Origin of the sequence: Pseudomonas sp. PONIH3 (genome assembly GCF_002934345.1) — a bacterium.
Classification (GTDB): domain Bacteria; phylum Pseudomonadota; class Gammaproteobacteria; order Pseudomonadales; family Pseudomonadaceae; genus Aquipseudomonas; species Aquipseudomonas soli.
Map to the genome: position 1 here is coordinate 2,057,980 of NZ_CP026386.1, position 25,909 is coordinate 2,083,888.

The 25,909-nt window shown below is 63.4% G+C and carries 28 protein-coding genes; 8 read left to right on the forward strand and 20 right to left on the reverse strand.

The features are described 5' to 3' along the window. The first annotated feature begins 53 nt into the window (after window positions 1–53). Complete coding sequence (locus C3F42_RS09315; protein WP_237750130.1) at window positions 54–1,421, forward strand: PLP-dependent aminotransferase family protein; 1,368 nt, start codon at window positions 54–56, stop codon at window positions 1,419–1,421. Between the two features lie 63 nt (window positions 1,422–1,484). Here C3F42_RS09315 and C3F42_RS09320 read toward each other — a convergent pair whose 3' ends face one another. Beyond that, window positions 1,485–1,742 carry a DUF2790 domain-containing protein gene (locus tag C3F42_RS09320; protein WP_023629531.1) on the reverse strand — a complete coding sequence of 86 codons (258 nt, stop codon included), beginning with the start codon at window positions 1,740–1,742 and terminating at the stop codon, window positions 1,485–1,487. Window positions 1,743–2,005: 263 nt separating this feature from the next. Here C3F42_RS09320 and C3F42_RS09325 point away from each other — a divergent pair, with 263 nt between their 5' ends. After that, the gene (locus tag C3F42_RS09325) at window positions 2,006–2,413 is read left to right on the forward strand and encodes a GNAT family N-acetyltransferase (protein ID WP_177410835.1); all 408 of its coding nucleotides are present in this window, start codon (window positions 2,006–2,008) and stop codon (window positions 2,411–2,413) included. On the opposite strand, the gene def is transcribed toward C3F42_RS09325, so the two are convergent. From def to C3F42_RS09340, 3 genes are all read right to left on the reverse strand, one after another. Continuing rightward, window positions 2,410–2,946, reverse strand: a complete 537-nt coding sequence (gene def / locus C3F42_RS09330; protein WP_104444337.1) for a peptide deformylase — start codon at window positions 2,944–2,946, stop codon at window positions 2,410–2,412. The genes C3F42_RS09325 and def overlap by 4 nt on opposite strands. Beyond that, window positions 2,946–3,902, reverse strand: coding sequence for a YihY/virulence factor BrkB family protein (locus C3F42_RS09335; RefSeq protein WP_023629532.1), 957 nt, complete (start codon window positions 3,900–3,902; stop codon window positions 2,946–2,948). The genes def and C3F42_RS09335 overlap by 1 nt, the downstream gene beginning before the upstream one ends. A gap of 166 nt (window positions 3,903–4,068) precedes the next feature. Further along, entirely contained in the window at window positions 4,069–4,248 is a 180-nt protein-coding gene (locus tag C3F42_RS09340) for a CsbD family protein (RefSeq protein ID WP_023629533.1), read from the reverse strand. Window positions 4,249–4,477: 229 nt separating this feature from the next. Here C3F42_RS09340 and C3F42_RS09345 point away from each other — a divergent pair, with 229 nt between their 5' ends. Next, window positions 4,478–4,858, forward strand: coding sequence for a hypothetical protein (locus C3F42_RS09345; RefSeq protein ID WP_023629534.1), 381 nt, complete (start codon window positions 4,478–4,480; stop codon window positions 4,856–4,858). On the opposite strand, the gene C3F42_RS09350 is transcribed toward C3F42_RS09345, so the two are convergent. Beyond that, the gene (locus C3F42_RS09350; RefSeq protein ID WP_023629535.1) at window positions 4,859–5,695 is read right to left on the reverse strand and encodes a S1 RNA-binding domain-containing protein; all 837 of its coding nucleotides are present in this window, start codon (window positions 5,693–5,695) and stop codon (window positions 4,859–4,861) included. A gap of 129 nt (window positions 5,696–5,824) precedes the next feature. On the opposite strand from C3F42_RS09350, the gene C3F42_RS09355 reads away from it, so the two are divergent. Further along, window positions 5,825–6,685, forward strand: coding sequence for a DUF6279 family lipoprotein (locus tag C3F42_RS09355; RefSeq protein WP_023629536.1), 861 nt, complete (start codon window positions 5,825–5,827; stop codon window positions 6,683–6,685). Between the two features lie 11 nt (window positions 6,686–6,696). On the opposite strand, the gene aceK is transcribed toward C3F42_RS09355, so the two are convergent. Next, window positions 6,697–8,412 carry a bifunctional isocitrate dehydrogenase kinase/phosphatase gene (gene aceK, locus C3F42_RS09360; RefSeq protein WP_104444338.1) on the reverse strand — a complete coding sequence of 572 codons (1,716 nt, stop codon included), beginning with the start codon at window positions 8,410–8,412 and terminating at the stop codon, window positions 6,697–6,699. A gap of 178 nt (window positions 8,413–8,590) precedes the next feature. Here aceK and C3F42_RS09365 point away from each other — a divergent pair, with 178 nt between their 5' ends. Beyond that, entirely contained in the window at window positions 8,591–9,466 is an 876-nt protein-coding gene (locus C3F42_RS09365) for a DMT family transporter (RefSeq protein WP_038705615.1), read from the forward strand. 42 nt (window positions 9,467–9,508) lie between these two features. Here the strand turns inward: C3F42_RS09365 and C3F42_RS09370 are convergent, their stop codons facing one another. The 3 genes from C3F42_RS09370 to cysK form a co-directional block, all read right to left on the reverse strand. Further along, entirely contained in the window at window positions 9,509–10,390 is an 882-nt protein-coding gene (locus C3F42_RS09370; protein WP_023629928.1) for a DMT family transporter, read from the reverse strand. Window positions 10,391–10,767: 377 nt separating this feature from the next. After that, complete coding sequence (locus tag C3F42_RS09375; protein ID WP_011535083.1) at window positions 10,768–11,703, reverse strand: aspartyl/asparaginyl beta-hydroxylase domain-containing protein; 936 nt, start codon at window positions 11,701–11,703, stop codon at window positions 10,768–10,770. 156 nt (window positions 11,704–11,859) lie between these two features. Further along, the gene (gene cysK / locus C3F42_RS09380; protein WP_104444339.1) at window positions 11,860–12,834 is read right to left on the reverse strand and encodes a cysteine synthase A; all 975 of its coding nucleotides are present in this window, start codon (window positions 12,832–12,834) and stop codon (window positions 11,860–11,862) included. Window positions 12,835–12,968: 134 nt separating this feature from the next. Between cysK and C3F42_RS09385 the strand changes: the two genes are divergently transcribed. Continuing rightward, window positions 12,969–14,042 (forward strand): DUF748 domain-containing protein, encoded by a 1,074-nt coding sequence (locus C3F42_RS09385; protein ID WP_104444340.1) that lies wholly within the window; start codon window positions 12,969–12,971, stop codon window positions 14,040–14,042. Window positions 14,043–14,490: 448 nt separating this feature from the next. On the opposite strand, the gene C3F42_RS09390 is transcribed toward C3F42_RS09385, so the two are convergent. From C3F42_RS09390 to C3F42_RS09425, 8 genes are all read right to left on the reverse strand, one after another. Beyond that, a complete protein-coding gene (locus C3F42_RS09390; RefSeq protein ID WP_104444341.1) occupies window positions 14,491–15,489 on the reverse strand; it encodes a hypothetical protein in 999 nt (332 codons plus the stop codon). A gap of 62 nt (window positions 15,490–15,551) precedes the next feature. Beyond that, on the reverse strand, window positions 15,552–15,806 hold the full coding sequence (locus C3F42_RS09395) for a hypothetical protein (protein ID WP_158659554.1): 255 nt from the start codon (window positions 15,804–15,806) through the stop codon (window positions 15,552–15,554). A gap of 41 nt (window positions 15,807–15,847) precedes the next feature. Then, window positions 15,848–16,156: a hypothetical protein gene (locus tag C3F42_RS09400; protein WP_104444343.1), complete on the reverse strand. Its 309-nt coding sequence runs from the start codon at window positions 16,154–16,156 to the stop codon at window positions 15,848–15,850. Window positions 16,157–16,308: 152 nt separating this feature from the next. Then, the gene (locus C3F42_RS09405) at window positions 16,309–17,133 is read right to left on the reverse strand and encodes a hypothetical protein (RefSeq protein ID WP_104444344.1); all 825 of its coding nucleotides are present in this window, start codon (window positions 17,131–17,133) and stop codon (window positions 16,309–16,311) included. A gap of 33 nt (window positions 17,134–17,166) precedes the next feature. Further along, on the reverse strand, window positions 17,167–17,502 hold the full coding sequence (locus C3F42_RS09410; RefSeq protein ID WP_104444345.1) for a hypothetical protein: 336 nt from the start codon (window positions 17,500–17,502) through the stop codon (window positions 17,167–17,169). Beyond that, window positions 17,502–17,849, reverse strand: a complete 348-nt coding sequence (locus C3F42_RS09415) for a hypothetical protein (RefSeq protein ID WP_104444346.1) — start codon at window positions 17,847–17,849, stop codon at window positions 17,502–17,504. Before C3F42_RS09415 ends, C3F42_RS09410 begins: the two co-directional genes overlap by 1 nt. 540 nt (window positions 17,850–18,389) lie before the next feature. Further along, window positions 18,390–19,016: a recombinase family protein gene (locus C3F42_RS09420; RefSeq protein ID WP_104444347.1), complete on the reverse strand. Its 627-nt coding sequence runs from the start codon at window positions 19,014–19,016 to the stop codon at window positions 18,390–18,392. A gap of 542 nt (window positions 19,017–19,558) precedes the next feature. Then, window positions 19,559–21,034, reverse strand: a complete 1,476-nt coding sequence (locus C3F42_RS09425; RefSeq protein WP_104444348.1) for a DUF6538 domain-containing protein — start codon at window positions 21,032–21,034, stop codon at window positions 19,559–19,561. Between the two features lie 318 nt (window positions 21,035–21,352). Here C3F42_RS09425 and C3F42_RS09430 point away from each other — a divergent pair, with 318 nt between their 5' ends. Both C3F42_RS09430 and C3F42_RS09435 read left to right on the forward strand, forming a co-directional pair. After that, on the forward strand, window positions 21,353–22,198 hold the full coding sequence (locus tag C3F42_RS09430) for a MoxR family ATPase (RefSeq protein WP_023629931.1): 846 nt from the start codon (window positions 21,353–21,355) through the stop codon (window positions 22,196–22,198). Window positions 22,199–22,211: 13 nt separating this feature from the next. Further along, window positions 22,212–23,390 carry a VWA domain-containing protein gene (locus tag C3F42_RS09435; RefSeq protein ID WP_023629932.1) on the forward strand — a complete coding sequence of 393 codons (1,179 nt, stop codon included), beginning with the start codon at window positions 22,212–22,214 and terminating at the stop codon, window positions 23,388–23,390. A 102-nt stretch (window positions 23,391–23,492) separates the two neighbouring features. Here the strand turns inward: C3F42_RS09435 and C3F42_RS09440 are convergent, their stop codons facing one another. Genes C3F42_RS09440 through C3F42_RS09450 form a run of 3 tightly spaced genes read right to left on the reverse strand, consistent with a single transcriptional unit; the run spans window position 23,493 to window position 25,899 of the window. After that, window positions 23,493–24,431 carry a biotin-dependent carboxyltransferase family protein gene (locus C3F42_RS09440; protein ID WP_104444349.1) on the reverse strand — a complete coding sequence of 313 codons (939 nt, stop codon included), beginning with the start codon at window positions 24,429–24,431 and terminating at the stop codon, window positions 23,493–23,495. Then, window positions 24,428–25,123 (reverse strand): 5-oxoprolinase subunit PxpB, encoded by a 696-nt coding sequence (gene pxpB, locus C3F42_RS09445; RefSeq protein WP_104444350.1) that lies wholly within the window; start codon window positions 25,121–25,123, stop codon window positions 24,428–24,430. Before pxpB ends, C3F42_RS09440 begins: the two co-directional genes overlap by 4 nt. Further along, window positions 25,120–25,899 (reverse strand): 5-oxoprolinase subunit PxpA, encoded by a 780-nt coding sequence (locus C3F42_RS09450; RefSeq protein WP_104444351.1) that lies wholly within the window; start codon window positions 25,897–25,899, stop codon window positions 25,120–25,122. Before C3F42_RS09450 ends, pxpB begins: the two co-directional genes overlap by 4 nt. Window positions 25,900–25,909: the final 10 nt, after the last annotated feature.

The window sequence follows — 25,909 nt, forward strand, 5'->3', positions numbered from 1 at the left end:
GGGTTGAACCGATCCTAAGCGCCGGGCATTGTATGGGTCCAAATAAATATTGCATGGGTAGCAATTTCGTGTGGATTCCTAGCCTCCCGGCCAACGACCAGCCGCGCTACCAGGCACTGGTCGAGGCCATCGCCAACGCCATCGAACAGGGTGAACTGAAGGTCGGTGAACGCCTGCCCCCGCAACGCCGCCTCGCCTGGGCGCTGGGCCTGAATCCGAGCACCACGCAGCAGGCCTACCGAGAAGCAGCCGCGCGGCACCTGGTGTCCGGGGAGGTGGGACGCGGTACCTATGTGCTGGCCAGCAGCAAGGAAGCGACGCTGTTTCGCCTCAAGCAACCCAGCCGCCAGCACCCAGTGATCGATCTGTCGACCAATGTGCCGGTGGCCGATCCCTGCAATCTCGACCTCGAGCACAGCCTGCGCAGGCTGCTCGAACAGGGCGATACCGCCTTGCTCGACCATTACCTGGGGCCCGAGCAGTTGCTGCTGGGGCGGATCGAGGGGGCGCGCTGGCTGGGCAACCGCGGTCTGGACCTGGCGCCAGAGGACGTGCTGCTTTGCGGGGGCGCCCAGCAGGCGCTGACCCTGGTGTTGCAGTCGTTGTGCCAGGCGGGCGAGCCAGTGATGGTCGAGGCGTTGACCGCCCCGGGCATCAAGGCGGCCTGTCGCCAGTTGCGCCTGCCCGTGCACGGCGTGGCCCTGGATGAGCAAGGCCTGCTTCCGGAAGAACTGGACCGTGTGGTCCGCGCGAGCGGCGCGCGGGTATTGGTCACCACCCCTACCCTGCACAACCCGACCGCCGCGTGCATGGGCGAGGCCCGGCGCCTGGCGCTGGCGCAAGTCGCCAGGCGCCACCAACTGCTGGTCATCGAGGATGACGTGTATGGCGCCTTGACCGACCGGCCACCCCTCTACCCCTTGCTCGAAGGCCGTGGCGTGCTGATCAGCAGCCTGTCCAAGACCGTCGCCGCCGGCTTGCGCCTGGGCTGGATCGTGGCCCGGCCAGCATTGCTGGAGCAGATCGACCCCTATGCCCAGGCCACCCACTGGTCGGTGTCGCCGCTGAACCTGCGCATCGCCTGCCAATGGATCGCGGATGGCACCGCCGCACGGCGGCTGGCCTGGCAACGGGAGGAACTGGGCGAACGCTGGCGCCTGGCGCGGGCGGTGCTGGGCGAGGCGCTGCCCGCCGAGGGCGTGCCGTCGCCGCACATCTGGCTGGCCACGCCTGGAGACGCCCAGGCGCTGGTTGCGCGGTGTCGGGAACACGGGGTGGAGATCGTGCCGGCCAGCGTCTTCGCGGTAGGCACCGACAGCGTCAGGGCCGTGCGGATCAGCCTGTCGGCGGCGCACAGCCGGGCACAGTTGAAGCAAGGACTGGAACTGGTGGGAGCGGGCTTGAGCCGCGATTGCACGTGATACTCAGCTGAACGCCATCGCGGGGCAAGCCCGTTCCCACGAACCTTGTCTCGGCCACGCGGCTCAATTCAGCCGGCAACCCTCACCCAATGCACGGTACTGGAGGGTATGGACCTGCCCTTGATGATCCTCGTAGGTCATGGTGGCGGGCACCACTTCGCAGACGTTGGGGATCGTCGACAGGCTGATCACGCGCTTGATGTCGAGGTTGGTGGAATAGTCGTACTGCTCGACCACGGGCTGGGTGTCTGCGGTCTTGGCCTGGTCCGCAAAGGCGAACGGGGACATACCGACCAATGCAAGAATCAGTAAGGCTTTCATTGATGTCGACCTTGATGGCTATCAAGCTGATCGCGTGACTTCTGACGCCGTCAATGGCACGGAGAAGTTGTCATCGACTGCGAAGATGACACGAAGTACCGATCCCGCTTTATCGTACTGCCGGGGGGATGAGTGAAAGTCTACTCCCCGCCTGAAATAGTTGAACCCCGGAGTCGGACATTCACCCTTGCCGCATTTGCAACAATCTGCGACAAAGCACCGATGAATTCCTGCCTGAGATTGCCACACCGCGTGAACCAAGCATGCTCCCTCTGACCTGCACTCGCCTTCCCCCAACCCAGCGCCGCCTGCTGGACCATTTCTACCGCCAGCACGGCTCGCGCATGCGCGCCGCCGGTGAAGGCGAGCAATGGGTGGCGCGTACCGCAGAAATAATCGGTGGGATGAACCTGACGCCCATCGGTGGCGATCACTGGCTGACCGGCCTGTTCGTTGCCCCGCAGTGGCGCGGCCAGCAGATCGCATCCCGGCTGATTGACGCGGCGCTGGCCGAAAGCAACGCTGCGACCTGGCTGTTCTGCCACCCGGATTTGGCGCCCTTCTACCAACGCTTGGCCTTCACACCGACAACCACCCTGCCCCAGGCCCTGGCCTCACGCCTGGCCCGCTACCAGCGCAGCAAGGCGCCGCTGGCGATGAGGCGGGGTTAGTCGTCGGTCACGTCGAGCCCGGGGAACAGCACCTCGGTATAGCCGAACTTGCTGAAGTCCTGGATGCGCGAAGGATACAAACGGCCAATCAGGTGGTCGCACTCATGCTGCACCACCCGGGCATGGAAGCCGTCGGCAAAGCGGTTGATCGGGTTGCCCTGCGGATCGATGCCCGAATAGCTGATGTGCTTGTAGCGCGGCACCACGCCACGTAGGCCGGGCACCGACAGGCAACCCTCCCAGCCGTCCTCGACCTCCGTGGCCAGCGGCGTGATCACTGGGTTGAGCAGGATGGTCCGTGGCACCGGCTCGGCGTCCGGGTAACGCTCGCTGCGCTCGAAGCCGAAGATCACCAGTTGCAGGTCGATGCCGATCTGCGGCGCGGCCAGGCCGACACCGCCGACATGGGCCATGGTCTCGAACATGTCGTCGATCAGTTGCGCAAGCTCCGGGCTGCCGATCATGTGCTCGGGAACCGGCGGGGCGATGCGCAGCAGGCGTTCATCGCCCATCTTGAGAATGTCGCGGATCATCAGGTATTCGGCTCGCGGGTCTGGGGTTCGGATGTCACCGGGTGCTCATGGCCGAGCACGGTGATGCTCTGTTGCGGGTTGTCCTCCTCGAATTCCTTTTCGCCGGGGTTCTTGCCCTCGGCCGACATGTGCTCGATCACCGCGTTCATCTCGGCGCCCAGCAGCAGCACTGCAGCGGAGATGTAGAAGTACAGCAACAGCACGATGATCGCCCCGATACTGCCATACATGGCGTTGTAGTCGGCAAAGGTCTTCACGTAGTAGGCAAAGCCCAGCGAGGCGACGATCCACACCACCACCGCCAGCACCGAACCTGGGGTGATGAAACGGAATTTCTGCTTCACGTCGGGCATCACGTAGTAGATCAGCGCCACCGCCACCATCATCAGAATGATGATCGCCGGCCAGCGCAGGATGGTCCAGACGATGACGACCGCCTCCTCCAGCCCGACCTGGGAAGCGATCCACTCCATTACCTGCGGCCCCAGCACCATCAGCGCCGCCGCGGCCAGAAGCATGCCGGCGATGCCGACGGTATAGATGACCGACAGCGGAATGCGCTTCCACACCGGCCGCCCCTCGGGCACGTCGTAGGCCGCGTTCATCGCGCTCATCATCAGGCGCACGCCCGCCGAGGCAGTCCACAAGGCAATCACGATACCCACCGACAGCAGCCCGCCCTTGGACTGCTGCAACTGGTCGATCACCGGGTTGACCTGCTCCAGGGCCTGGGGCGGCAGCACCAGTTCCGACTGCAGGCGCAGCCAGGAGAAGAAGTCCGGGAGATGCAGGAAACCGATCAGGGCGATCAGGAACAGCAGGAAGGGGAACAGCGAGAACAGCATCTGGTAGGCCAGCGCGGAGGCATAGGTGGACATCTCGTCATCGAGGAACTCCTTGACGGTGCGCACCAACACGCGGTGCAGGGGCAGGCCGCGCAGGTCGGGGAAAATCATAGCGTCTCCTTTCGCCGCTTGATCGGAATGGCAATGCTGCAAGTCTAATAGACCAGGCGGCGGGCGTGCTGTTCGCTTGTACCTTGTGCACAGTCCAAAGCAAGCGCGGGGCAAGCCCGCCCCCATCTTGCGGGAGCGGGCTTGCCCCGCGGCCAGGTTGCGGCGATCAAGGTTTCTTCACGGCATCCTTGACCTTGCCCACGGCCTGTTGCGCCTCGCCTTTCAGTTCCTGGGCCTTGCCCTCGGCGCGCAGCTTGTCATTGTCGGTCACCTTGCCGACGCCCTGCTTGATGTTACCCACGGCCTCGTTGGCCAGGCCCTTCGCTTTGTCCTTGGTGCCACTCATGGGATGTCTCCTCGGGGAAAGACACGGGAAATCGTGTCGACATCTGATCGACCCAAGGCCATTGGCCAGAGTTTCAATTCATTTGCACCCTGTCAGCCAAACGGCAATCGGCTGGGCTCGATACGCTTGCACGGTTCGGGTTCGGTGATTTCGGGGAAGCGGGCTTGCCCCGCGATAAGCCCCACCCCACAATGGCAGGCCTTACTCGCGTCAACCCGCAGGAACCTGCATGAAACTCGACAAACCCACCGCCATCGCTCGCCGTAACGAGGCGCTGGCCAAACCGGTACTCACCAGTGCCAACACCCTGTTCGCCATTCTCGACACCAAGCGCAACCTGTGGTGGTTCGAAGTGCCGGTTGCACTGCTGCGCAAGGGCCAGCCCGACTGGGTCAACCTGCTGCTGCACACCCCCGAGAACGACGGGCTGCAGCACCTCAAGGTGCCCACCAACTTCCTCAAGGCTCATCAGGAGCAGATGGAAGTGCGCAATCCCGGCAAACGCCGTTCGACCATCAGCCTGGCCCTGAGCGCCGACCGCGACTCACTGCTGCGCGACACCCGACCGGGTGGCGAGCAGCTGGACTTCAGCACCTTCGTGCAGGGCTGATCAAGCCCGCTCGATGCGATCGTCATGAATGACGATCCGGCCCTGCTTGAACAACGCGCCGATGGCTTTCTTGAAGTTGCCCTTGCTCACGTTGAACATCTGGCTGATCAGCGCCGGGTCGCTCTTGTCGCACACCGGCAGCACACCACCGTTGGCCTCGAGGCGCTGCATGATCTGTTCGTGCAGGCTGTCGGCCAAGGCCTGGCCCACCGGCTGCAGGCTCAGGGCGATCTTGCCGTCGGCGCGCACTTCCTTGATGAAGCCCTTCTCGTGCATGCCCGAACGCAGGAACTTGAACACCTCGTTCTTGTGGATCAGGCCCCAATGGCGGTTGTTGATGATCGCCTTGAAGCCCATCGGCGTCTCGCCGGCCACCAGCAGCTCGACCGGCTGGCCGACGCTGTAGTCCACCGGGGTGCGGTCCAGGTAACGGTCCAGCTTGGCGGTGGCGGTAATACGCCGGGTGCGCTTGTCCAGGTAGGCATGGACCACGCAGTAGTCACCGATCTTCAGTTGCCGCGACTCTTCCGAGTAGGGCATCAGCAGGTCCTTGGACAGGCCCCAGTCGAGGAAGATGCCAGCGCCGTTGATGTCCTTGACCTTGAGGCTGGCAAACTCGCCCACCTGCATTTTCGGCTTTTCGGTGGTGGCGATCAGCTGGTCTTCGCTGTCCAGGTAGATGAACACGTTGAGCCAATCGTCCAGCTCCAGCTCGGCATCCTTGGGGAAGTAGCGCCGCGGCAGGAGGATTTCGCCATCGGCGCCGCCGTCAAGGTACAGGCCGAACTCCACGTGTTTCACGATTTGCAAACTGTTGTAACGCCCAAGCAGAGCCATTTCCGAAGATCCTCAAGACAAGGCGGCTATTCTAACACCTGACCCGCCCGGCCGCCCGAGCGCACATTCGCCGGAACCGTCGAGCTCACCGTGCGTCTACCGCCTGGCCAGCCCAGCAAGGATTCGCTCATGCCCCTTCGCCTGCCCAAAGCCCTGCTCATGCTAATCGGCTTCGCCCTGGCACTGACGGCCTGCAGCCGCATCGACCTGGCCTACCGCAACCTTGATCGCCTGGTGCCGTGGTCGCTGGGCGACTACCTGGACATGAACCGCGAGCAGAAGCAGTTGCTCGACGAGCGGCTCAAGGCGCACCTGGCCTGGCACTGCAAGACCCAACTGCCCGGCTACCTCGACTGGCTCGACCGGGTGCAGCTGATGGTCGCCAACGACGCGGTCACCGATGAAAACCTGCGCCAACGCACGGTCGAGGCGCGCCAGGCCATCGGCCGGGTCACCGAAGCGATAACCCCCTCTGCCGCTGAACTGCTCAAGGGCATGAATGACAGCCAGGTAGCGGAAATGCGCGAGGCTTTTCGCAAGGACATCGACAAACGCCAGAAGGAGTACGTCGACACACCATTGGCCAAGCAGGTCGAAAACCGTGCCGCACGCATGCGCAAGCGCCTCGAGCCCTGGCTGGGCGAGCTAGATGCCGAGCAACGGCTGCGGGTGATGAGCTGGTCACAGGCCTTGGGTGACCAGAATCGCCAGTGGATCGCCAACCGCGCCCACTGGCAGCAGCAACTGGTGCTGGCGATGGACCAGCGCGCCAGCCCAAGCTTCGAGCCCAGGTTGGCGCAGTTGCTGCAGCGCAAGGAAAGCCTGTGGACACCGGAGTACCGCCAGGCATTCCAGAACACCGAGCGCCAGGCACGCAGCCTGCTGGTGGATCTGCTGAAACAGAGCAGCCCGGCCCAGCGGCAATTCCTACAGCAGCGGCTGAGCAAGGTGCGTTCGGACTTCAGCGAACTCAAGTGCCTCAGAGGCTGAAAACCTGAGGCCTAACGCCCTTTGCGCCGATAAGGGAACACATCGATCACCTTCCCCGCCCGGATCGCCTCCTGCAGGCCTTTCCAGTAATCGGCGTCGTACAGCTCGCCATGCAGGCGGCTGAACAAGCGGCGCTGGCCGATATCGGCGAAAAGGAATGGCGGAAACTCCTCGGGGAACACGTCATGCGGCCCGATCGAGTACCACGGCTCGCCGGACATCTCATCCTCCGGATAACGCGGCGGCGGGATATGGCGGAAGTTGACCTCGGTGAGGTAGCTGATCTCGTCGTAGTCGTAGAACACCACCCGGCCATGGCGGGTGACGCCGAAGTTCTTCAGCAGCATGTCGCCGGGGAATATGTTCGCCGCCGCCAATTGCTTGATCGCCAGCCCATAGTCTTCCAGCGCCTCCAGCACCTGGGCTTCGCTGGCCTGTTCGAGGTACAGGTTGAGCGGGGTCATGCGCCGTTCGGTCCAGCAGTGGCGGATCAGCACCGTGTCGCCCTCAAGCGCCACGGTGGAGGGCGCCACCTCAAGCAGTTCCGCCAGGCAATCGGGGTCGAACTTGCCCTGGGGAAAGCGAAAATCGGCGAACTCCTGGGTATCGGCCATGCGCCCGACTCGGTCGACGCTTTTTACCAGGCGGTATTTCTCGATCACCGTGGCCCGGTCGACAGTCTTCGACGGCGAGAAGCGGTCCTTGATGATCTTGAACACAGTGTTGAAGCCCGGCAGGGTGAACACGCTCATGACCATGCCGCGCACGCCCGGGGCCATGACAAAGCGGTCGTCGCTGTTGGCCAGGTGGTTGATCAGCGCCCGATAGAATTCCGACTTGCCATGCTTGTAGAACCCGATCGAGGTGTACAGCTCGGCGATGTGCTTGCCCGGCAGGATGCGCTTGAGGAAGTTGACGAACTCCGCCGGCACCGGCACATCGACCATGAAATACGAACGGGTGAAGGAGAAGATGATCGACACCTCCGCCTCGTCGGTGATCAGCGCATCGGCCTCGATGCCATGTCCCTCGCGGTGCAGCAGCGGGATCACCAGTGGCCACTGCTCGTCGGGGGTGTACAGGCGGCCGACCAGATAGGCGCCCTTGTTGCGGTAAAGCACGGGGGTGAACAGCTCCACGGCCAAGGCCGGATCCTTGCAGACCCAATCGGGCAGGCATTCGCGCAACTGATCCTCAAGCCGCGCGATATCGCCCTCCCGGTCGCCATAAGGCACGTCGAACGCATAATCGGCGAAAATCGCTCGCAACAAGCCTTTGAGCCCATCCTGCAGCGCATAGGTACGCGTCTGCGCCGCCCGTTCATGGCCTCGCATCGATGGCCGCGTGGTATGGATGAACATGCAGCCGTCGCTGATCAGGTCGTGGCTGAACAGGCTGCAGAACAACGAGTTGTACCAGGTCTCGGCCAGCTCGTCGTCCAACCGGGGGTCGATCAGGCGGATGTAGGCGTTCTTGACCAGCGGCCATTGCTCGACGTCCAGCAGCACCTTGGTATCGAAGCGCTGGCGCAACCAGCCGTTGACCTCGGCGACCTTCTCTTCATACAGGTTGATGCGCGCCGCGGCGGCGTGCTGGATGTCCTGCCAGCGCGCCTGTTCGAAGCGCTCGCGGGCGCCGAGGGTGATACGGCGAAAGTGCTCGCGGTAGTCGTCGAAGCCATCGAGGATCATCCGGGCGATATCGACGGCGGGCCAGGCTGGGGTCATGCGCGTGCCTCTATGCAATGGTCACCGAGAGAGCTTAGTCGGATACGAGCCCTGTGGGAGCCGGCTTGCCGGCGATGAAGCCCGTGAGGCGACCCCGGATTCACACAGCAAGAAAGCACAAGAATCCCCCACTCTCCCTGACGTACACTCGCGCCCTGCCCTACCGCCGGAGACCCCCGTGAGCCCCATCGCCCTCGCCCGCCTGCTGACCCTTGCCGCTGTCTGGGGCGCCAGCTTCCTGTTCATGCGCATCATTGCCCCCGAGCTGGGCACCGTGCCGACCGCCTTCTTCCGCGTGTCGATCGCCTGCCTGGGGCTGATCGCCATCCTCGCCGCCGCCCGAGTGCGCTGGAACTTCGAGGGCAAGCTTGGCGCCTGCCTGGTGCTGGGCATGATCAACTCGGGCATTCCGGCCACCTTCTATTCCGTGGCGGCGCAGGTGCTGCCGGCCGGCTATTCGGCGATCTTCAACGCCACCACGCCGCTGATGGGCGTGCTGATCGGCGCCTTGTTCTTCCGCGAAGCCATGACCCTGCCCAAGCTCTGCGGGATCTTCCTCGGGCTGTTCGGTGTCGGCATCCTCAGCGGTGCCGGCCCAGTGGCGCTGGACATGGCCCTGGTGCAAGGCGCACTGGCCTGCCTGGCCGCCACCACCTGCTACGGCTTCGCGGGCTTCCTGGCAAGGCGCTGGGTCGGCACGCTGGACAGCCGTCTGTCGGCGCTGGGCAGCATGCTCGGCGCCACCTTGCTGCTCAGCCCGCTGTTCGCCTGGAGCGCGCTGACCCAGCCACCGGCCAGCTGGGGCGGCTGGCAGGTATGGCTGTCGCTCCTGGGCCTGGGGCTACTGTGCACGGCGTTCGCCTACATCCTGTACTTCCGCCTGCTGAACGAAATCGGGCCGGTCAAGGCCAGTACCGTGACCTTCCTGATCCCAGTGTTCGGCGTACTGTGGGGCGCGTGGCTGCTGGATGAGCCGCTGTCGATGGCGCACTTGTATGGCGGTCTGCTGATCGGTGCGGCGCTGTGGTTGGTGCTGCGCCCGGCACGGCACTGAAAAAAGGGGAGCGGGCTTGCCCCGCTCCCACCGCTCGTTGACTCAGGCCTCGGCTGTGCGCAACGCAGGCTTACGGAACACGAACAGCAAGCCGATCACGATCAGCCCCATCCCCAGCAGGCTGAGGGGCGCCAGGCGGTTGCCGAAGATGATGAAATCCATCACCGCCGTGACCGCCGGCACCAGGTAGAACAGGCTGGTGACATTGACCAGGTTGCCCCTTGCGATCAGCCGGTACAGCAGCAGCGTGGCCAGCAACGAGACCACCAGCCCCATCCATAGCAGCGCACCGAGGAAACTGGCGTTCCACTGGACATGCAGCGGCTGCAACGGCGCGAACACTGCGCACATTGCGAAGCCCGCCAAGTATTGCAAGGGCAAAGTGCCCATGGGGTTGTCAGTAATGCGTTTCTGCAGGATCGAGCCCAAGGTCATGCTGCCAAGCGCCAGCAGGGCAAACAGCATCCCGGCGAGGGACACCCCACCCAGGTTGATGCCCTGGTAGACCACCATCACCAGACCGCCAAGACCAAGCCCCAGGCCGAACAATCGGCTCCAGGACCGCTGACGCTCCATCAGCACCACGGTCAGGATCGGTTGCACGCCCATGACCGTGGCCATGACGCCAGGCGTGACATGGGTGTTCAGCGCCAGCAGGTAGAAGATCTGGTAGGCGCCGAGCAACACGCAGCCGGTCCCCAGGGCGCGAACAATGCCGCCCCGGGTACGTGGCCAACGCAATCCGAGCAACGGACCGATCAACAGCAGACCGAACAGCGCCAAGGCCGAACGCAGCAGCAGGAAGGCGAAGGGGCTGGCCTCGGCCAGGCCAAGCTTGGAGACGATCGCCCCGCTGCTCCACAGCAGGACGAACAGGCTGGTCGTGGCCGCCGAGGCCACGGAAGCTTTGTTGAGAACAAACATGTATTGCCACCTGTATACGGGCAAATGAGCCGTACGGAGGGCCTATCGCGACTTGCGGGGATAGCCGACCGTGTTCAGTAGGTTGCGAGTGCGGTGGGGAGCGGCCAGCGGCCGGTCAGCCCAGCACCACGACTGCGCAAGGAGGCGGAGCTACGCCGCCTACCACGCCACTGACAGGTGGTGGAGAGAGACTGATCATGGCCGGCTGCTGGCTGCCACGCACGACCACGCCCGCGACAGGCGCGAGAACGTTAGTTGTGGTGGAAGGGATGGCTGGCATGATCGGGTCTTCAGAGAAGAATGTGTTTCGGAATATAGCGGGGGAATCATCGCGGGGCAAGCCCGCTCCCACGAGGAGCGAGCCCGGCCCACGCGAATCAGAACAGCCAGCGATACAGGGCGTAGGCGACGACAACCGCCAGCACCGGTCGCAGCACGCGGTAGGCCTTGGGGTTGGCACGCTTGAACTGCTTGACCCGGGTGCTGATGACATTGCTGAAGCGCTTGCTCCAGGCATAGGCCTGGTTGATCCCGCCGACACGCTCGTCATCGGTGTTCTGCGGCGCGGTGGCACGGCCGAGGAAGGCACTGACCTTGCGGTTGATGCGGGTCATCAGCGGGCTGTTGAGCGGACGCTCGACGTCGCAGAACAGGATCACGCGGGTGACCTCGGTCTCGTTCTTGACCCAGTGCACGAAGGTCTCGTCGAACATTACGTCCTCGCCGTCGCGCCAGGCGTAGGGCTGGCCATCAACGTAGATGCGGCAGTTGTCGGAGTTCGGCGTGGACAGCCCGAGGTGATAGCGCAGGGAGCCGGCGAACGGGTCGCGGTGCGGGTTCAGGTGGCTGCCACCGGGCAACAGGGCGAACATCGCGCCCTTGACGTTGGGGATGCCGCTGACCAGCTCGACGGTCTTCGGGCACAGCGCTTCGGCCGAAGGCAGCGGTTTGTCGTACCACTTCAGGTAAAAGCGCTTCCAGCCCTTCTTGAAGAACGAACCGAAGCCGGCGTCATTGTCTTTTTCCGCCGCGCGGATGTAACCCTCGTCGAACAGGCGCATGGCCTCTTCGCGGATTACCTCCCAGTTGTCCTTGAGCACATCCAGCTCGGGGAAGCGCTGGCGGTCCAGGTACGGCTTGGAAGGTACGCCGGAAAACAGGTACATCAGGCTGTTGTAGGGGGCGAACAGCGCCGAATGGTTGACGAACTGGCGCAGCACCGGCAGGCGTGCCTTGCCGCGCAGGTGCACAAACAGCACACTGCCGAAGAACACCAGCAGGACACCGGCCTTGGCGACGAAGGAAAAGGTCATGCAACACTCCTTGGAGGGGAAATCAGGCCATCCCCAGATAGCCGGACATCATAAACCCATCAGGAGCGGCTGCAAGCCAGAAGCTGCAAGCGGCAAGCTCAAGCTGATCCGCGTCAATACGGCCATGCCTTCGACTTGCGGCTTGCAGCGTGTCGCTTACTGCTGGTTCTCCTGCTCGGTGAACAGATCACTGAACAGCATGCTCGACAGGTAACGCTCGCCCGAGTCCGGCAGGATCACCACGATGGTCTTGCCCTGCATCTCCGGCTTTTCGGCCAGACGCACCGCCGCTGCCATCGCCGCGCCGCACGAGATGCCGCAGAGGATGCCCTCCTCCTGCATCAGGCGGATGGCCATGGCCTTGGACTCTTCCTCGGTCACCGTCTCGACCTGGTCGACGATCGACAGGTCGAGGTTCTTCGGCACGAAGCCGGCACCGATGCCCTGGATCTTGTGCGGGGTGGACTTGAGCTCCTCACCGGCCAGGGTCTGGCTGATCAGCGGCGAGTTCACCGGTTCCACCGCCACCGACAGGATCGGCTTGCCCTGGGTGTGCTTGATGTAGCGCGACACGCCGGTAATGGTGCCACCGGTGCCGACGCCAGCAACCAGCACGTCGACCGCACCATCGGTGTCGTTCCAGATTTCCGGGCCGGTGGTCTTCTCGTGGATGGCCGGGTTGGCCGGGTTGTCGAACTGGCCCGGCAGGAAGTGCTGCGCAGGGTCGGAGGCGACGATCTCATTGGCCTTCTCGATGGCGCCCTTCATGCCCTTGGCCTTGTCGGTCAGCACCAGCTCGGCGCCCAGCGCTTTGAGTACCTTGCGCCGCTCCAGGCTCATCGAGTCGGGCATGGTCAGCACCAGCTTGTAGCCACGGGCGGCGGCGACGAAGGCCAGGCCGATGCCGGTGTTGCCCGAGGTGGGCTCGACGATGGTCATGCCTGGCTTGAGCTTGCCGCTGTCCTCGGCGTCCCAGATCATGCTCGCGCCGATCCGGCACTTCACCGAGTAGCCTGGGTTGCGTCCTTCGGTCTTGGCCAGGATGGTCACGCCGCGCGGGGCAATACGGTTGATCTGCACCAGCGGCGTGTTGCCGATGGAATGGGCGTTGTCGGCGTAGATACGGCTCATGGCGGCGGTCCTTGAACAGGAAAAAAGTGCAGGGAAAACCCTGAGGGTAAGCCTGCAATCGGTGAGCGTAAAGCCCGTTCGAACTCGACGAAACGGCCTGCGGTCAACCGCACATGCTCCCGTGGAGAAACCTGATGAAAGCGCGCTACCGCTGGCCACTGGTCGGCTTTGCCAGCCTGGTCGCACTGCTGGTGGCCCTGCACCTGGCCTTGCCTTACCTGGTGCGTGACTACCTCAACGACAAGCTGGCCGACATGGGCGACTACCGCGGCCAGGTCCGCGACGTCGACCTGGCGTGGTGGCGTGGCGCCTACCAGATCAATGGCCTGAAGATCGTCAAGGTCAGCGGCAAGGTGCCGGTGCCGCTGCTCGAAGCGCCGCTGATCGACCTGTCGGTGAGCTGGCACTCGCTGTGGTACGACCGCGCCGTGGTCGCCGAAGTGACCTTCGTACACCCCGAACTCAATTTCGTCGACGGCGGCAACAAACAGAACTCTCAGACCGGCCAGGGCACCGACTGGCGCCAGCAACTGGAAAAACTGCTGCCGATCACCCTGAACGACGTGCGCATCGAACAAGGCACCCTCACCTTCCGCAACTTCAATTCCAGACCGCCGGTGGACCTCAAGGCGACCCGGCTGGACGCAAGCATCCGCAACCTGACCAACGTGCGCGACGAAAAGGGCCGGCGCGACGCCAGCTTCGAGGGGACGGCGCTGCTGCTGGGCGACGCCAAGGTGGAAAGCCGCGCCACCTTCGACCCCTTCAGCGACTTCGACGACTTCCAGTTCCGCCTGCGCGCCACCGGCATCGAACTGCGCCGGCTGAACGACTTCGCCAGCGCATACGGCAAGTTCGACTTCAATGCCGGGCATGGCGATGTGGTAATCGAGGCCGAGGCCGAGACCGGCCGGCTCAAGGGCTACATCAAGCCGCTGTTGCGCGATGTCGATGTGTTCAATTGGCAACAGGATGTAGAAGACAAGGACAAGGGCTTCTTGCGCTCGATATGGGAAGCCGTCGTGGGCGCCACCGAGACCGTGCTCAAGAACCAGCCGAAAAACCAGTTCGCCACCCGCGTGGAACTCAGCGGCAGCGTGCACCAGCAGGACATCAGCGCTTTCGAGGCGTTCCTGCAGATCCTGCGCAACGGCTTCATCCAGGCGTTCAACGCACGCTACGAGCAGCCCGCGCCCAAATCCGACTGAGCCCTGGGTGACGGACCATTCAGGGACTGACAAGTGAATTCTACTCAAGCCCTTTAAATACGGGGCCTCCAGGACTATAGGCGCCCGTGATGTGGGCTTGCGATTGGAGCTTGTGCCCCATCACTGGCACGCACTGCCGACCGGAAGCCTGATATCAAATGCACACTATTCCGCCCGCGTCAGCTATTGTCGAAGTAGACAGGACAACTAACGGGGCGGCAATGCGGATACTGGGATGGATTTTGACAATACTTGGATGCGTATGGCTATTCACAGGAGTCATGCGCTTGTTCGCCACTTTCATGCACGCGTTACCAGGCAGCCTGGGAATGAACCTCGCTATGGCGATTGGAACTTTGGCGCTCTCTGCATTGGCCTTATGGGCAGGTGGTAAGCTTCGTCGCAGAAAGACGGCTTGAGTCAAAGGCCGGGCATCCGGCCTTCACTATCAGCCGATGCTAGCCGCAAAGGCGTTCAGGCCACCACCCTGGATAACACGGCGGCTCCGGTCCAGCGAACTGTTGCCCACGGCAGCCTCTTGGAATCGGTGAGGTGTTTGGGCCAGGCGCTCGCTCACTTCACCTTGCAACTGCTCCAGGGCATCCGGGCTAACGGCTACCAGCACGCTGTGGGGCAGGACTACGCGGCCCCCTTGGGTTTCGGCCTCACGATAGAGGACCGCGCCACGGGTGCTCACCTTCACCAGCGAAGTACCGGCGCGGAACGACAAGTCAGCAGCGGACAGGCCAGCGCCTGGCAGGGTGGCCGGAATGATGTCAGAGCCAGCCAGGGCTAACAGCACCTCCAGGTCAAACAGTTCCAACTCAGCGGGATCAACGCCAGCGGCAAGGAGCACCATCAGGCCACGGCCAGCGGCCATGACAGGGAGATCAGCAGCACCAACGGTGTTCAGCTTCTCACGGGCTACAAGGTCCAGAGCGGTAGCGGCCATGGTCTTGTTCCCAGCGCCAGCGGCATCCTGCACCACGTCGGCGCCCAGCGCTTCCCGGACCTTGAGGACCGCTAGCAGGTCGGCCAGCCAAGTCTGGATATCAGCAGCCAGGCGTGCGGCGTGTTCGTCGCTGGATCGAAGGTAATGGGCCTGCTTGCCCCGGTGTTGAAGCATCGCGGCATCGTAGTCCAGGGCGGCGGGCAGGTCAGCCAACGGCATACCAGAACGCGCAGCCTGGGCAATCACGGCACCGAGTTCGCGGGCTACGTCGTCGGCGCTAGTTCGCTTGCCTTCGGCTCGGGCTGGGTCAATGAAACGCTCGGCCATACGGCTCAAACCTGATTTCACATCGACGTAGTTCTGGGGAACGACGGGCGCTGTCAGCTCGGGAACGTCGAGTCGGCCCAGGGCGATGGCGGTGCGCAGGGCGCCGAGCAGAGCCTGGGAGCGCGAGGATACGGTTGCGTTGATTACTGGCTTGTTGGTCTTGGTCATTTATGTGTTCTCCGGTACGGGTTCGTCTACGTGGTTTGAATCGAGGCCGTGAATGCAGGCCGTCAGGTATTGATGCCGAGCGAGGAGCCTGGGCGCTGGCGGCGCTGCACGGCAGCCGCGTTAGCCCCGGCCACTACCTCGGCGGTGTATAGCTCGGTGTCGGAACTGGCAGGTGCCGTCTGGTTGGAGGTCAGTGCATCGCGCGCTTGTTGCCGCTGCCAGGCCAGGGCGGACAAGTCGGCAAGGTCTGCATCCGTGATACCTGTCTGCCGCCGAGGCTGGGGTTCCACCTCGGGCGATTGCACGGACTGGATCATGCCGATGAGCGCGTGTATGCCGCCCGTGCTGCTGGCCGGGATCATGCTGCTACCTCTGGACTGCGCTGCCACTTGCCGCGACGGTCGGTGTCCTTGCCTTCGAGTTGCATTTGGGCGCGGGTACAGAGCAACCAAGCGATGGCACCGGCCTTCTCGCTGTAGGGGAATTCCTTTTGATGCAGCACGCCGTTGCGCTGGATGTGGGCAACCCAGGCCAGGCGCTTTGTCAGGGTCAGGCCCCGGACCTTCTCTCGCGTCATCATGCCCAGGACAACGGCAAGCACATTGCAGTCGAGGGTTACACTGGCGGTGGGATCGTCCTTAACGATACGGGTGTATTTGGAAGCCAATTAGTGAACTCCTTTGTAAGCGCCCACGGCTTCGCCTGAGCTGCTTTGGCTCAGCCACTGGGCGGTGGGTGCAGGGAAAGTAGGGACAGGGTGGGGACATGTCCCTACCCAAAACAGGTTCAATTTCTATAGGTACTTCGTACCTAACAGCATCACTTGCTGCGAGAGATAACCTTCTTCACAGTATCCAGCTTCTGGCCTGTTGCCTTGGCGATAGAGCCATAAGTAGCGCCCTCAGAGCGCATGCGCTTGGCCACGTCGTGCCAGTGCTCCCCAGACTCTGCAACATCCTGGCGGGTCTCCAAGGCGACTAGACGGGCCTTCAATGCTGCGATCTCTCGGGCTTGTTCAGCCTGGGTATCGGTGAGCCCGGCAAGGCGCTTGGCTACATCGGCGCGCTGATACAGCGCCGCCACCCCACCGGCCAGGGAGGACTTGCAGATTTCACTTACGTCGCGTGCAGTGCGCATGCCTTCGGCCTCCATGAGTCGAGCAGTGGGATGGTCGGCCAGCTTCTGCATGGCACTCTTGAGATGGCGGCTCTTTGTTGTGGCCAGCCTTGGGGCGTCCTCCTCCCCTACCTGCTGCCGCAAGATGGCACGGGCTGATGGTCGAGTGTCGTCTAGTGCCCGGTCGTGGGCTTCCGTCATCAGGTCCAGCACTTCCCCTGCCGAGGCATATCGGCCACGGTAACCAATGGCGCGCAGCTCCTTGGCCATCTCTCGCCGCTGAGCCTGGGTCTTCTCCATATGGCGGCGGACAATGCTCTGCGCTGTCGCTGGGCCTACCACGGCGCGGTTGTAAACCGCCTCCATCTGATTGACCCGCAGCTCCATCTCCGCGCCCTTGAGGGTGGGGTTTTCTTTGATCACTTGTTGCAGTGCAGCCACGCGGTCGAAGGGTGGTCGCTCCTCCGGTTGGCCTACCTCGGCACCGGCCTCTGCCTGTTGGTGCAGTCGCTCTAAGTTTGTGGTCATGGGTCCTCCTATCGAAGGCGCCAAGGCCATCGGTCAAGTAGTGGGATCGGACAGGCCGTACGCGGCAAGAAGTGCCTCGCGGTCGTCGGGTTTGTTTTGGGTTGGGAGTGCAGGGCTAGCGGGTTGGCTGGCCGGTGGACGTTTGAACTGTTCGCGCAGCTTCTCCAGCTCGGCGGCGGTATCAATCTCCCGCGCTGCCTTTGTCGTTTCGAGTAACTTCAATAGCGACACACTGGCCGAGATCGTGGCGGCATCGACTGGGTACCCTTCTGCCTTGGCGTCGGCATACCGCTGCTGCGTCCCTTCGATTGTGGACGCCAGCAGCTCCAGGCCCAGGCGGTCGAGGTCAATCTTCTTTCTACGGGCCATCAGGACCTACCTCGCTCAGCGTCTTGAAGCACAATCAACAACGTGGTTTCGACGCGGGCGGATTGCCGCACTTGCTCGGGCGAAAGGTTGATCGCCCAGGTCCGGTGCTGCGTGCCCAGCAGGTATTCGCGCACGTTGGTGCCGTTGATGTTTCGGACTAGTAAGCCAGCCTCATCGCGCAACCATTGCACAGCACGGAGCAGACTGGAGGCAGGAAGGTCGGGCAAATGTTTGCGCAGCACAGCGGTCGTAACTGGTGCGTTTTGGTTCGCCAAGCGGCGCATTACCTCGACAATGCGAGCGGCTGCCAGGGGCTTTCGGCCACGGCGGTTGTAAAGATCGGACACGGTGAATCCTCCTTAGCAGGATGCAGGTCACGCTAAAAGAAAAGGGAAACGCCTTGAGCGGCGCGGTGTGTAGCGGTGGCGGTGTCGCAGCTATCCAGCAACGTGGCAAGGGCTGCCAGGTGTCTCAGATATCGCCAATGGTGGGCTCGTACGCGCTGGCCGTTGCACAGCCGGGCGGACAACGACGAAGTTCGGTGCCAGGAACTAAAAAGCACAATGCCCGCTTGGGGAACGGGCATCGCGAACACGTAGGTTAAACGTACAGCACCGGTCGAAATAGATTGACTGGTGTCTACCTATCTCTATGGTATGGAACATTTACACAACCTATCATGACACCAAGATCAATAGCCAAGAAGAATTGATCAATGTCTAGGGCAGGTAGCCCAGGCAGGCCGTAGAAGGCCCCTGGCGCGAAGCCTGCGCAGATCAGGCCGGGAGTGCAGGACAACGATAGCCCGCCTCATAGCCGCTCGCCGGGCCTAGAAACGACAACGCCCAGGCTGCATGCCCAGGCGCTGGTGATACGGTGGCCTCGCCTCAGACGCTGGCTGTGCGCTCACGCTTAACCCGCTGCACCGTATTAGTCGAGCAGTCGAGCAGATCCGCAATACCACGTACCGACTTGCCATCGTCCAGCAACTGGGCGATGCGGCGGTGCAGATCGGTATCCACCTGGCGCCCCTTGTAGGCACCAGCCGACTTTGCTTTCTCGATGCCCTGCGCCTGCCGACGGCGCCGGTCCTCATAATCCTTTCGGGCCACTGCCGCCAGCATATCCAGCAGCATCGTATTGATTGCCGCCAGCATACGCCCTGTGAAGTCGTCGCCAGCTTTAGCCTGCTGCATCGCTTGATGCGAGGTCGGCAGGTCCAAGGCAACGACAAGCACGCCTTTCGCCTGGAGAGTGGCCCGCAGTTCTGCCCAGTCGCCCTCATTCAGTCGCGCCAGTCGGTCTACCTGCTCGACCAGTAGAACGTCGCCAGGCTCGCTGTCTGCCAACAAGCGGAAGAGTTCCGGGCGTTGCAACGTGGCGCCGGATTCGTTCTCTACGTAGTAACCGGCGATACGGTGGCCATACTGCTGGGCGAACTCTCGCAACTGTTCCTTGGCGCGGCTGGCGTCCTGCTCAGCAGTAGAGGCACGGAGGTAAGCATGGATCATCATGATAGTCGCCCTGTAGCGGTTTGGATGTAGCGACTATATGTGTAGCGTTTATGCTGGTCAACTGGCAATATCGCTACACCTCTGGATGGCTGATGAACGGTAGCGCTTGAGGCATACCAATAACGCTACACGCCAACTCCTTTTGAGCCTAACAAATGTGATGTACAGTAGCGGCTCTTTGCCATCAACAACGGAGCTGTATTATGGCTGGTTCAGTCTGCCCTTCCTGTTCGAAGAAAACCTACTACAACAAAGGCGCCATCAAGCAATGCACTCAATGCAATGCTACAGGCTGGGGATGGAACCATGTTGTAGAGCCTGGTCAAGGGAAGGGACAGAAGTGCCCGAACTGCACCAAGCAAACCCTTCACAGCGTTGCAGAGGTTGGTCCCCTCACCATTCGGCGCTGCTCGACCTGCGACTACAGCCTTGTAGCAAACGAAGGCTGACCAACGTCCAGTGTGGGGTGGCCTAAGTGGCACCCCACGGGGGATTCCGGCCTTGCTCGGGTCAGATACTCCCCTCGCACGACTACAACAAATTTAGGCCGGAAGGCTTTCGGGCACAGTGCCCTGCTCCAGTAGCTCACGGACCTGTGCCAGCAATGCCCTTGGCCGATGCAGCGGTGCCTTGCCGCCGTAGATACTGGTCGCCTTGCTGCCCTTGGCGGTATGCCCAAGGACTCCACCGACCTCATCAGGCGTAGCGCCAGCAGCCCGGAGCAGGTCCGCGCAGGTGTGCCGCAGACTGTACAGTGAGAGCTTGCCAGGCTTACCCCGCAGGGCGATGCGCATCGCGTCCCCTAGCCGCTTGACCCTGGCCCTGGCTCGCTTCGCATCAGCCGCCCCTCGGTCTGCCAACACCAATCGGAACAGCTCGGCATCATCGGCATGCACAGGCAGGCTACGCCGACTGGCGCTATTCTTGGCTCCCGATAACCCAGCGTGAAACACCAGCTCTTTGTTGTGCAGAATGTCTTCCCTGATGGCCAGGGCCTCGGGGCCTTCCTGCAATAGCTCCAGCGGGCGCAACCCGTAGCGCACCAGCAAGCGGGCGGCGGCGGCATCCACGGCATCGCCACGCGCATCGAAGGCTTGCAGGACGGCATGCACCACCGCCAATGGCATCGAGTCCCTGGCGTCCGCTTGAAGTTGGCCACCCTGGCGGACGGCACGAGCTACAGCGCCGTTACGCGGCAGGGCAATGCGTTCCCAGCCAGGCAGCTCCCGCAGCACGGTGATGAGGCCAGCGGCTTGATTGTGCACGCTACTTGCCTTGCCACCCGCGCTCAGTCGCTCCTCCGCAAACTGCATGATCCGTTGTACCTGTGCATCCGGCGTGGATGGCCAGCGCAGCACCTTTGCCGCCAGCGAGCGCACAATGCCCGCCCGGCCTTCACTGACCCTTGAGCAGTATCCGTCCAGGGCCTCGGTGAACTCAGCGGCTGTACGCTGATCCGGGCTGCCAGCAAAGGCGCCAAGGGCCGCATCAGCGGGTTTCTGTGGCGTGCCGGAGGGTTGCTCCAGGCTCGGCACCTCGCCCCGTTCCAGGGCCTCCAGGGCGCGCAGAGCGGCCATTGCTTCCGCAGGGTTGTAGTCAGCCGCGCCGGGGTGCTTCCCGTCTGCAATCGCCTGGAGCGCGGCCTTACGCCATTCGAGCTCAGCCGCCCAGGTGGGGGCCTGCCGCTGGCTAGGTTCAAGGGCTTCGACAGCCGACCGGGTAGCACCGTCTACAACGGCCCGCAGGCGCTCTAGGATGCTTTCGGCCGTGACCCTTTGGGTAGGCTCATCCAGCGCCTGCATCGCCCCTGCACCGCCACCGCAGGCGCTCTGAGTCAGGGCGTCAGAGCAGGTACGGTCGAACTCCACCGAAACCACACGGGCGAGCTGTAGCGCCTCCTTGCGGTCGGCAGTGCCCAACGCCTTGCGGAACTCCGCCCTGCCGACAATGGCAGCGACATCAGCGGGGAACCGACGACGATAAAAGTAACGACCGTCGCGGCGGGTAACGTAGGACATTGCTGTCTCCAGTGGTGCACGTGCCCAGGGCGCATGCTCGGGGCTGGTGGTGGGATTTAGCTGTACGTGCCCCAGTGCCCACTACCCTGGAAGCCTTGGGCGGCGTGCACTGTAGCAAAATTCAGTGGTCGAATTGTGGACCATCACTCAGGGACTGAATACCCGGTCTGCGTTTTCACGCGTCGGGCGTGGCGTTATAGTCGTTGGCACATCAACAAACATGTATTGCCTGGGCCGGCCCTATCGCCGGCAAGCCGGCTCCTACAGGGAGCGGGTCTGCCCGCAATGACGCCAGCCAGCCACCCAGAGGATCGGTTAATGAAGTTCGAAGGCACCCGCGACTACGTCGCCACAGATGACCTCAAGCTGGCGGTCAACGCGGCCATCACCCTGGAGCGCCCGTTGCTGGTCAAGGGCGAGCCGGGCACCGGCAAGACCATGCTCGCCGAACAGCTGGCCGCCTCCTTCGGCGCACGCCTGATCACCTGGCACATCAAGTCGACCACCAAGGCCCACCAGGGCCTGTACGAATACGACGCGGTCAGCCGCCTGCGCGACTCGCAGCTGGGCGTGGACAAGGTCCACGATGTGCGCAACTACCTGAAAAAAGGCAAGCTGTGGGAGGCCTTCGAAGCCGACGAGCGGGTGATCCTGCTGATTGACGAAATCGACAAGGCCGACATCGAGTTCCCCAACGACCTGCTGCAGGAACTCGACAAGATGGAGTTCTACGTCTACGAAATCGACGAGACCATCAAGGCCAAGCAGCGCCCGATCATCATCATCACCTCCAACAACGAAAAGGAGCTGCCTGACGCCTTCCTGCGCCGCTGCTTCTTCCACTACATCGCCTTCCCCGACCGCGCCACCCTGCAGCAGATCGTCGACGTGCACTACCCCAACATCAGCCAGTCGCTGGTCAGCGAGGCGCTGGACGTGTTCTTCGACGTGCGCAAGGTGCCGGGCCTGAAGAAAAAGCCCTCCACCTCCGAGCTGGTCGACTGGCTCAAGCTGCTGATGGCCGACAATATCGGCGAGGCGGTACTGCGCGAGCGCGACCCGACCAAGGCCATCCCGCCGTTGGCCGGGGCCCTGGTGAAGAACGAACAGGACGTGACGCTGCTCGAGCGCCTGGCCTTCATGAGCCGGCGCGGCAACCGCTGACGGGAGCCGGGCCATGTTGCTCAACCTGTTCAATGAAATGCGCGCGGCCAAGGTGCCGGTGTCGGTGCGCGAGTTGCTCGACCTGCACCATGCCTTGCAAAAAGGTGTGGTGTTCGCCGACATGGACGCCTTCTACTATCTGGCCCGCGCCATCCTGGTGAAGGACGAACGGCACTTCGACAAGTTCGACCGTGCCTTCGCCGCCTACTTCAAGGGCCTGGAAAACCTCGACCGGCATATCGAAGCGTTGATCCCCGACGAGTGGCTGCGCAAGGAGTTCGAGCGCTCGCTCACCGACGAGGAACGCGCGCAGATCCAGTCCCTGGGCGGGCTGGACAAGCTGATCGAGGAGTTCAAGAAGCGCCTCGAGGAACAGAAGGAACGCCATGCCGGCGGCAACAAATGGATCGGCACCGGCGGTACCAGTCCGTTCGGCTCGGGCGGCTTTAACCCCGAGGGCATCCGCGTTGGCGAGGCCGGCAAGCGCCAGGGCAAGGCAGTGAAGGTCTGGGACCAGCGCGAGTACAAGAACCTCGACGACCAGGTCGAGCTGGGCACGCGCAACATCAAGCTGGCCCTGCGCCGGCTGCGCAAGTTCGCCCGCGAAGGTGCCGCCGAGGAGCTGGACATCGACGGTACCATCGATCACACCGCCCGTGACGCCGGCCTGCTGAACATCCAGATGCGCCCCGAACGGCGCAACACGGTGAAGCTGCTGTTGCTGTTCGACATCGGCGGCTCGATGGACGCCCACATCAAGGTGTGCGAGGAGCTGTTCTCGGCCTGCAAGACCGAGTTCAAGCACCTTGAGTACTACTACTTCCACAACTTCGTCTACGAGTCGGTGTGGAAGAACAACCTGCGCCGCACCTCGGAGCGCTTCTCCACCTTCGACCTGCTGCACAAGTACGGCGACGACTACAAAGTGATCTTCGTCGGCGACGCGGCCATGGCACCCTACGAGATCACCCAGCCCGGCGGCAGCGTCGAGCACTGGAACGAAGAGGCCGGGTACGTGTGGATGCAGCGCTTCATGGAGAAGTTCAGGAAGATCATCTGGATCAACCCGTATCCGAAACAGGCCTGGGACTATACCGCCTCGACCCACCTGGTGCGGGACTTGATCGAGGACAAGATGTATCCGTTGACGTTGCAGGGGTTGGAAGACGGGATGCGTTACCTGTCCAAGTAATCTATTGACCGAACTGGCCTCATCGCGGGGCAAGCCCGCTCCCACGCCAGCCCTGCAAATGCGCGAGTGGCGCGGGCTTGCCCCGCGATGAGGCCGGCAGACTCAACCCCAGCAGCGCAAGCATGCCTGCTGCTCGCGCCACGCCTCGTCCTGCACCACCGCCCTGAAGCGTATCGTCGCCCCCGGCATGCACTGCGCCAGCTGCGCCAGCGCCAACGGCGTCAACGCACCCAGCCGTGGATACCCACCGATGGTCTGCCGGTCATTGAGCAGCACGATCGGCTGCCCGTCCGGCGGCACCTGCACGGCGCCAAGTGGGATCCCTTCGGAAATCATCGGCGCGCCCTGGTACATCAACTGCGGCCCAAGCAGTCGGATGCCCATGCGGTCGGCACGGCTGTCCAGCGTCCAGTCACGGTTGAACGCCTCGAACAGGCTGGTGCCGCTGAAATCGCCTATCTGCGCCCCCATCACCAGGTCCAGTACAGGCTTGTCCGCATATACCGGCCGCAACGTTTCGGGAACGTGGGAGCGGAGGTTCGGCGCCCCGACTTGCCCCGCGATGGCGCCGGCAGCATGCAGTACCTCCCCTTTCACCAACGCCCGGCCCTGGCCGTCAACCCCGCCCAGCTCTTCCCGAACCACCGTGGAGCAACTGCCCAGCACCGCCTCGCCCTGAAACCCACCAGGCGCAGCCAGATAAGCACGTACCCCTTGGCGAGGCTGACGCAGCGTCAGCTGCTGGCCCTTGCCGAGGTTGAAGCTGGTCCAGGGCGCTACAGCCTGCCCGTCGACCTGCGCATCCAGGTCGGCCCCGGCCAATGCCAACATGCAATCTTCCTCGGCAACCACACTGAACCCGCCGAGGGCGACTTCCACCACTGCGCTGTCCAAGGCATTGCCCAGCAACCAGTTGGCCCAGCGCATCGCCACCCAATCCAGCGCGCCGCCCTGGGTCACCCCCAGATGCCGGACGCCAAAGCGCCCACCATCCTGCAATTGGCACAGCGCGGTGCTGGCCTCGATCCTCAACTGGCTCATGCCTGGGCCTCCAGCGGGCTGTCATCACCGCCCAGGTTGATGAAGTCGGCGTGCCCGACAGCCACGAAACGGACCTGGTCGCCCGGTTGCAGCAAGCTATAGCCCTCGCGCTCGCGGTCGAACAGGTGCACCGGCGTCCGACCGATCAGGTTCCAGCCGCCCGGCGACACCGCCGGATACGCGGCGGTCTGGCGTTCGGCAATTCCGACGCTGCCCGCTGCCACACGCTTGCGCGGAGTACTCAGGCGCGGTGTGGCCAGGCGCTCGTCGACCAGCCCCATGAAGCCGAAGCCCGGGGCGAACCCCAGCGCGAACACCGGGTAATCTCGGCCACAGTGCACGTCGATCACTTCGGCTTCGCTCAGCCCGCTTCGCGCAGCCAGCACCGGCAACTCGGGACCGACGCTGGCGTGGTACCAAACCGGGATCTCGTGCCTGCGCCCGGCCTTTCCATCATCCGGCCGCAGGCCCTCCAGTGCGTGCAGGATGCGCCGGCGCGCTTCGCCCGGCGCCAGGTCGAACTGCACCATCAGCGTGGTGTAGGACGGCACCAGGTCGATCAACTGTTGGCCAAAGACGTCCCGCAAGCGCTGGCTGGCGGCGAGGATCCACGGCATGTTGCCTTCATCGATGGCATCGAACAGCCGCACCATCAGGCTGTCGACGGCCACCACTTCGATACGTGGGGTCATGCCTGCTCCAGCGCGTCGAGTGCCTGGCGGATCTGGCGTACCGCGGCCACGGAACCATCGTTGTCGCCATGCACGCACAGGGTGCTGGCGTTCAACCGTACCTCGCTGCCATCGTCGGCCACCAGGGCCTCGCCCTTGGCCAGGCGCAAGGCCTGCTCGACCACCAGCGCCGGGTCATGGTGCACCGCGTCCGGCAGGCGCCGCGACATCAGGTGCCCGCTGGCGGTGTAGCCACGGTCGGCGAAGGCTTCGAACCACAACGGCACGCCGATCTCGTCGCCCAGGGCCTGGGCGGCGCTGTCGTCGGCGGTGGCCATGAGCATCAGCGGCAGGCCGCTGTCGAATGCCGCCACAGCCTCGAGCACGGTGCGCAGGATGGCCGGGTTGGCCATCATGTCGTTGTACAGCGCGCCATGGGGCTTGACGTAGGCCACCCGGCCACCGAGCACCTTGCAGATTCCGTCCAGGGCGCCGACCTGGTAGTGCAGCAGGTCGCGGATCTCGTCGCTGCTGCAGGCCATGGAGCGGCGGCCGAAGCCTGCCAGGTCCGGGTAGGCCGGGTGCGCGCCGATGGCCACCCGGTGCTCCAGGGCCAGGGCCACGGTGCGGCGCATGGTGCCAGGGTCGCCGGCATGGTAGCCGCAGGCGATGTTGGCGCAGTCGATGAAAGGCATGACCTTGGCATCCTGGCCCATGCGCCAGTTGCCGAAGCTCTCGCCCATGTCGCAATTGAGTAGCAGGCGTTTCACCTGGCGGACCTCCGTATCAATGTTCATGGTGCCTACC

What these genes read in the sequence shown, in the direction of transcription:
- C3F42_RS09315 (WP_237750130.1), top strand. Translation starts at nt 54, where the DNA reads ATGGGTAGCAATTTCGTGTGGATTCCTAGCCTCCCGGCCAACGACCAG.
- C3F42_RS09320 (WP_023629531.1), bottom strand. Translation starts at nt 1,742, where the DNA reads ATGAAAGCCTTACTGATTCTTGCATTGGTCGGTATGTCCCCGTTCGCC.
- C3F42_RS09325 (WP_177410835.1), top strand. Translation starts at nt 2,006, where the DNA reads ATGCTCCCTCTGACCTGCACTCGCCTTCCCCCAACCCAGCGCCGCCTG.
- def (WP_104444337.1), bottom strand. Translation starts at nt 2,946, where the DNA reads ATGATCCGCGACATTCTCAAGATGGGCGATGAACGCCTGCTGCGCATC.
- C3F42_RS09335 (WP_023629532.1), bottom strand. Translation starts at nt 3,902, where the DNA reads ATGATTTTCCCCGACCTGCGCGGCCTGCCCCTGCACCGCGTGTTGGTG.
- C3F42_RS09340 (WP_023629533.1), bottom strand. Translation starts at nt 4,248, where the DNA reads ATGAGTGGCACCAAGGACAAAGCGAAGGGCCTGGCCAACGAGGCCGTG.
- C3F42_RS09345 (WP_023629534.1), top strand. Translation starts at nt 4,478, where the DNA reads ATGAAACTCGACAAACCCACCGCCATCGCTCGCCGTAACGAGGCGCTG.
- C3F42_RS09350 (WP_023629535.1), bottom strand. Translation starts at nt 5,695, where the DNA reads ATGGCTCTGCTTGGGCGTTACAACAGTTTGCAAATCGTGAAACACGTG.
- C3F42_RS09355 (WP_023629536.1), top strand. Translation starts at nt 5,825, where the DNA reads ATGCCCCTTCGCCTGCCCAAAGCCCTGCTCATGCTAATCGGCTTCGCC.
- aceK (WP_104444338.1), bottom strand. Translation starts at nt 8,412, where the DNA reads ATGACCCCAGCCTGGCCCGCCGTCGATATCGCCCGGATGATCCTCGAT.
- C3F42_RS09370 (WP_023629928.1), bottom strand. Translation starts at nt 10,390, where the DNA reads ATGTTTGTTCTCAACAAAGCTTCCGTGGCCTCGGCGGCCACGACCAGC.
- C3F42_RS09375 (WP_011535083.1), bottom strand. Translation starts at nt 11,703, where the DNA reads ATGACCTTTTCCTTCGTCGCCAAGGCCGGTGTCCTGCTGGTGTTCTTC.
- cysK (WP_104444339.1), bottom strand. Translation starts at nt 12,834, where the DNA reads ATGAGCCGTATCTACGCCGACAACGCCCATTCCATCGGCAACACGCCG.
- C3F42_RS09385 (WP_104444340.1), top strand. Translation starts at nt 12,969, where the DNA reads ATGAAAGCGCGCTACCGCTGGCCACTGGTCGGCTTTGCCAGCCTGGTC.
- C3F42_RS09390 (WP_104444341.1), bottom strand. Translation starts at nt 15,489, where the DNA reads ATGACCAAGACCAACAAGCCAGTAATCAACGCAACCGTATCCTCGCGC.
- C3F42_RS09395 (WP_158659554.1), bottom strand. Translation starts at nt 15,806, where the DNA reads ATGATCCAGTCCGTGCAATCGCCCGAGGTGGAACCCCAGCCTCGGCGG.
- C3F42_RS09405 (WP_104444344.1), bottom strand. Translation starts at nt 17,133, where the DNA reads ATGACCACAAACTTAGAGCGACTGCACCAACAGGCAGAGGCCGGTGCC.
- C3F42_RS09410 (WP_104444345.1), bottom strand. Translation starts at nt 17,502, where the DNA reads ATGGCCCGTAGAAAGAAGATTGACCTCGACCGCCTGGGCCTGGAGCTG.
- C3F42_RS09420 (WP_104444347.1), bottom strand. Translation starts at nt 19,016, where the DNA reads ATGATGATCCATGCTTACCTCCGTGCCTCTACTGCTGAGCAGGACGCC.
- C3F42_RS09425 (WP_104444348.1), bottom strand. Translation starts at nt 21,034, where the DNA reads ATGTCCTACGTTACCCGCCGCGACGGTCGTTACTTTTATCGTCGTCGG.
- C3F42_RS09430 (WP_023629931.1), top strand. Translation starts at nt 21,353, where the DNA reads ATGAAGTTCGAAGGCACCCGCGACTACGTCGCCACAGATGACCTCAAG.
- C3F42_RS09435 (WP_023629932.1), top strand. Translation starts at nt 22,212, where the DNA reads ATGTTGCTCAACCTGTTCAATGAAATGCGCGCGGCCAAGGTGCCGGTG.
- C3F42_RS09440 (WP_104444349.1), bottom strand. Translation starts at nt 24,431, where the DNA reads ATGAGCCAGTTGAGGATCGAGGCCAGCACCGCGCTGTGCCAATTGCAG.
- pxpB (WP_104444350.1), bottom strand. Translation starts at nt 25,123, where the DNA reads ATGACCCCACGTATCGAAGTGGTGGCCGTCGACAGCCTGATGGTGCGG.
- C3F42_RS09450 (WP_104444351.1), bottom strand. Translation starts at nt 25,899, where the DNA reads ATGAACATTGATACGGAGGTCCGCCAGGTGAAACGCCTGCTACTCAAT.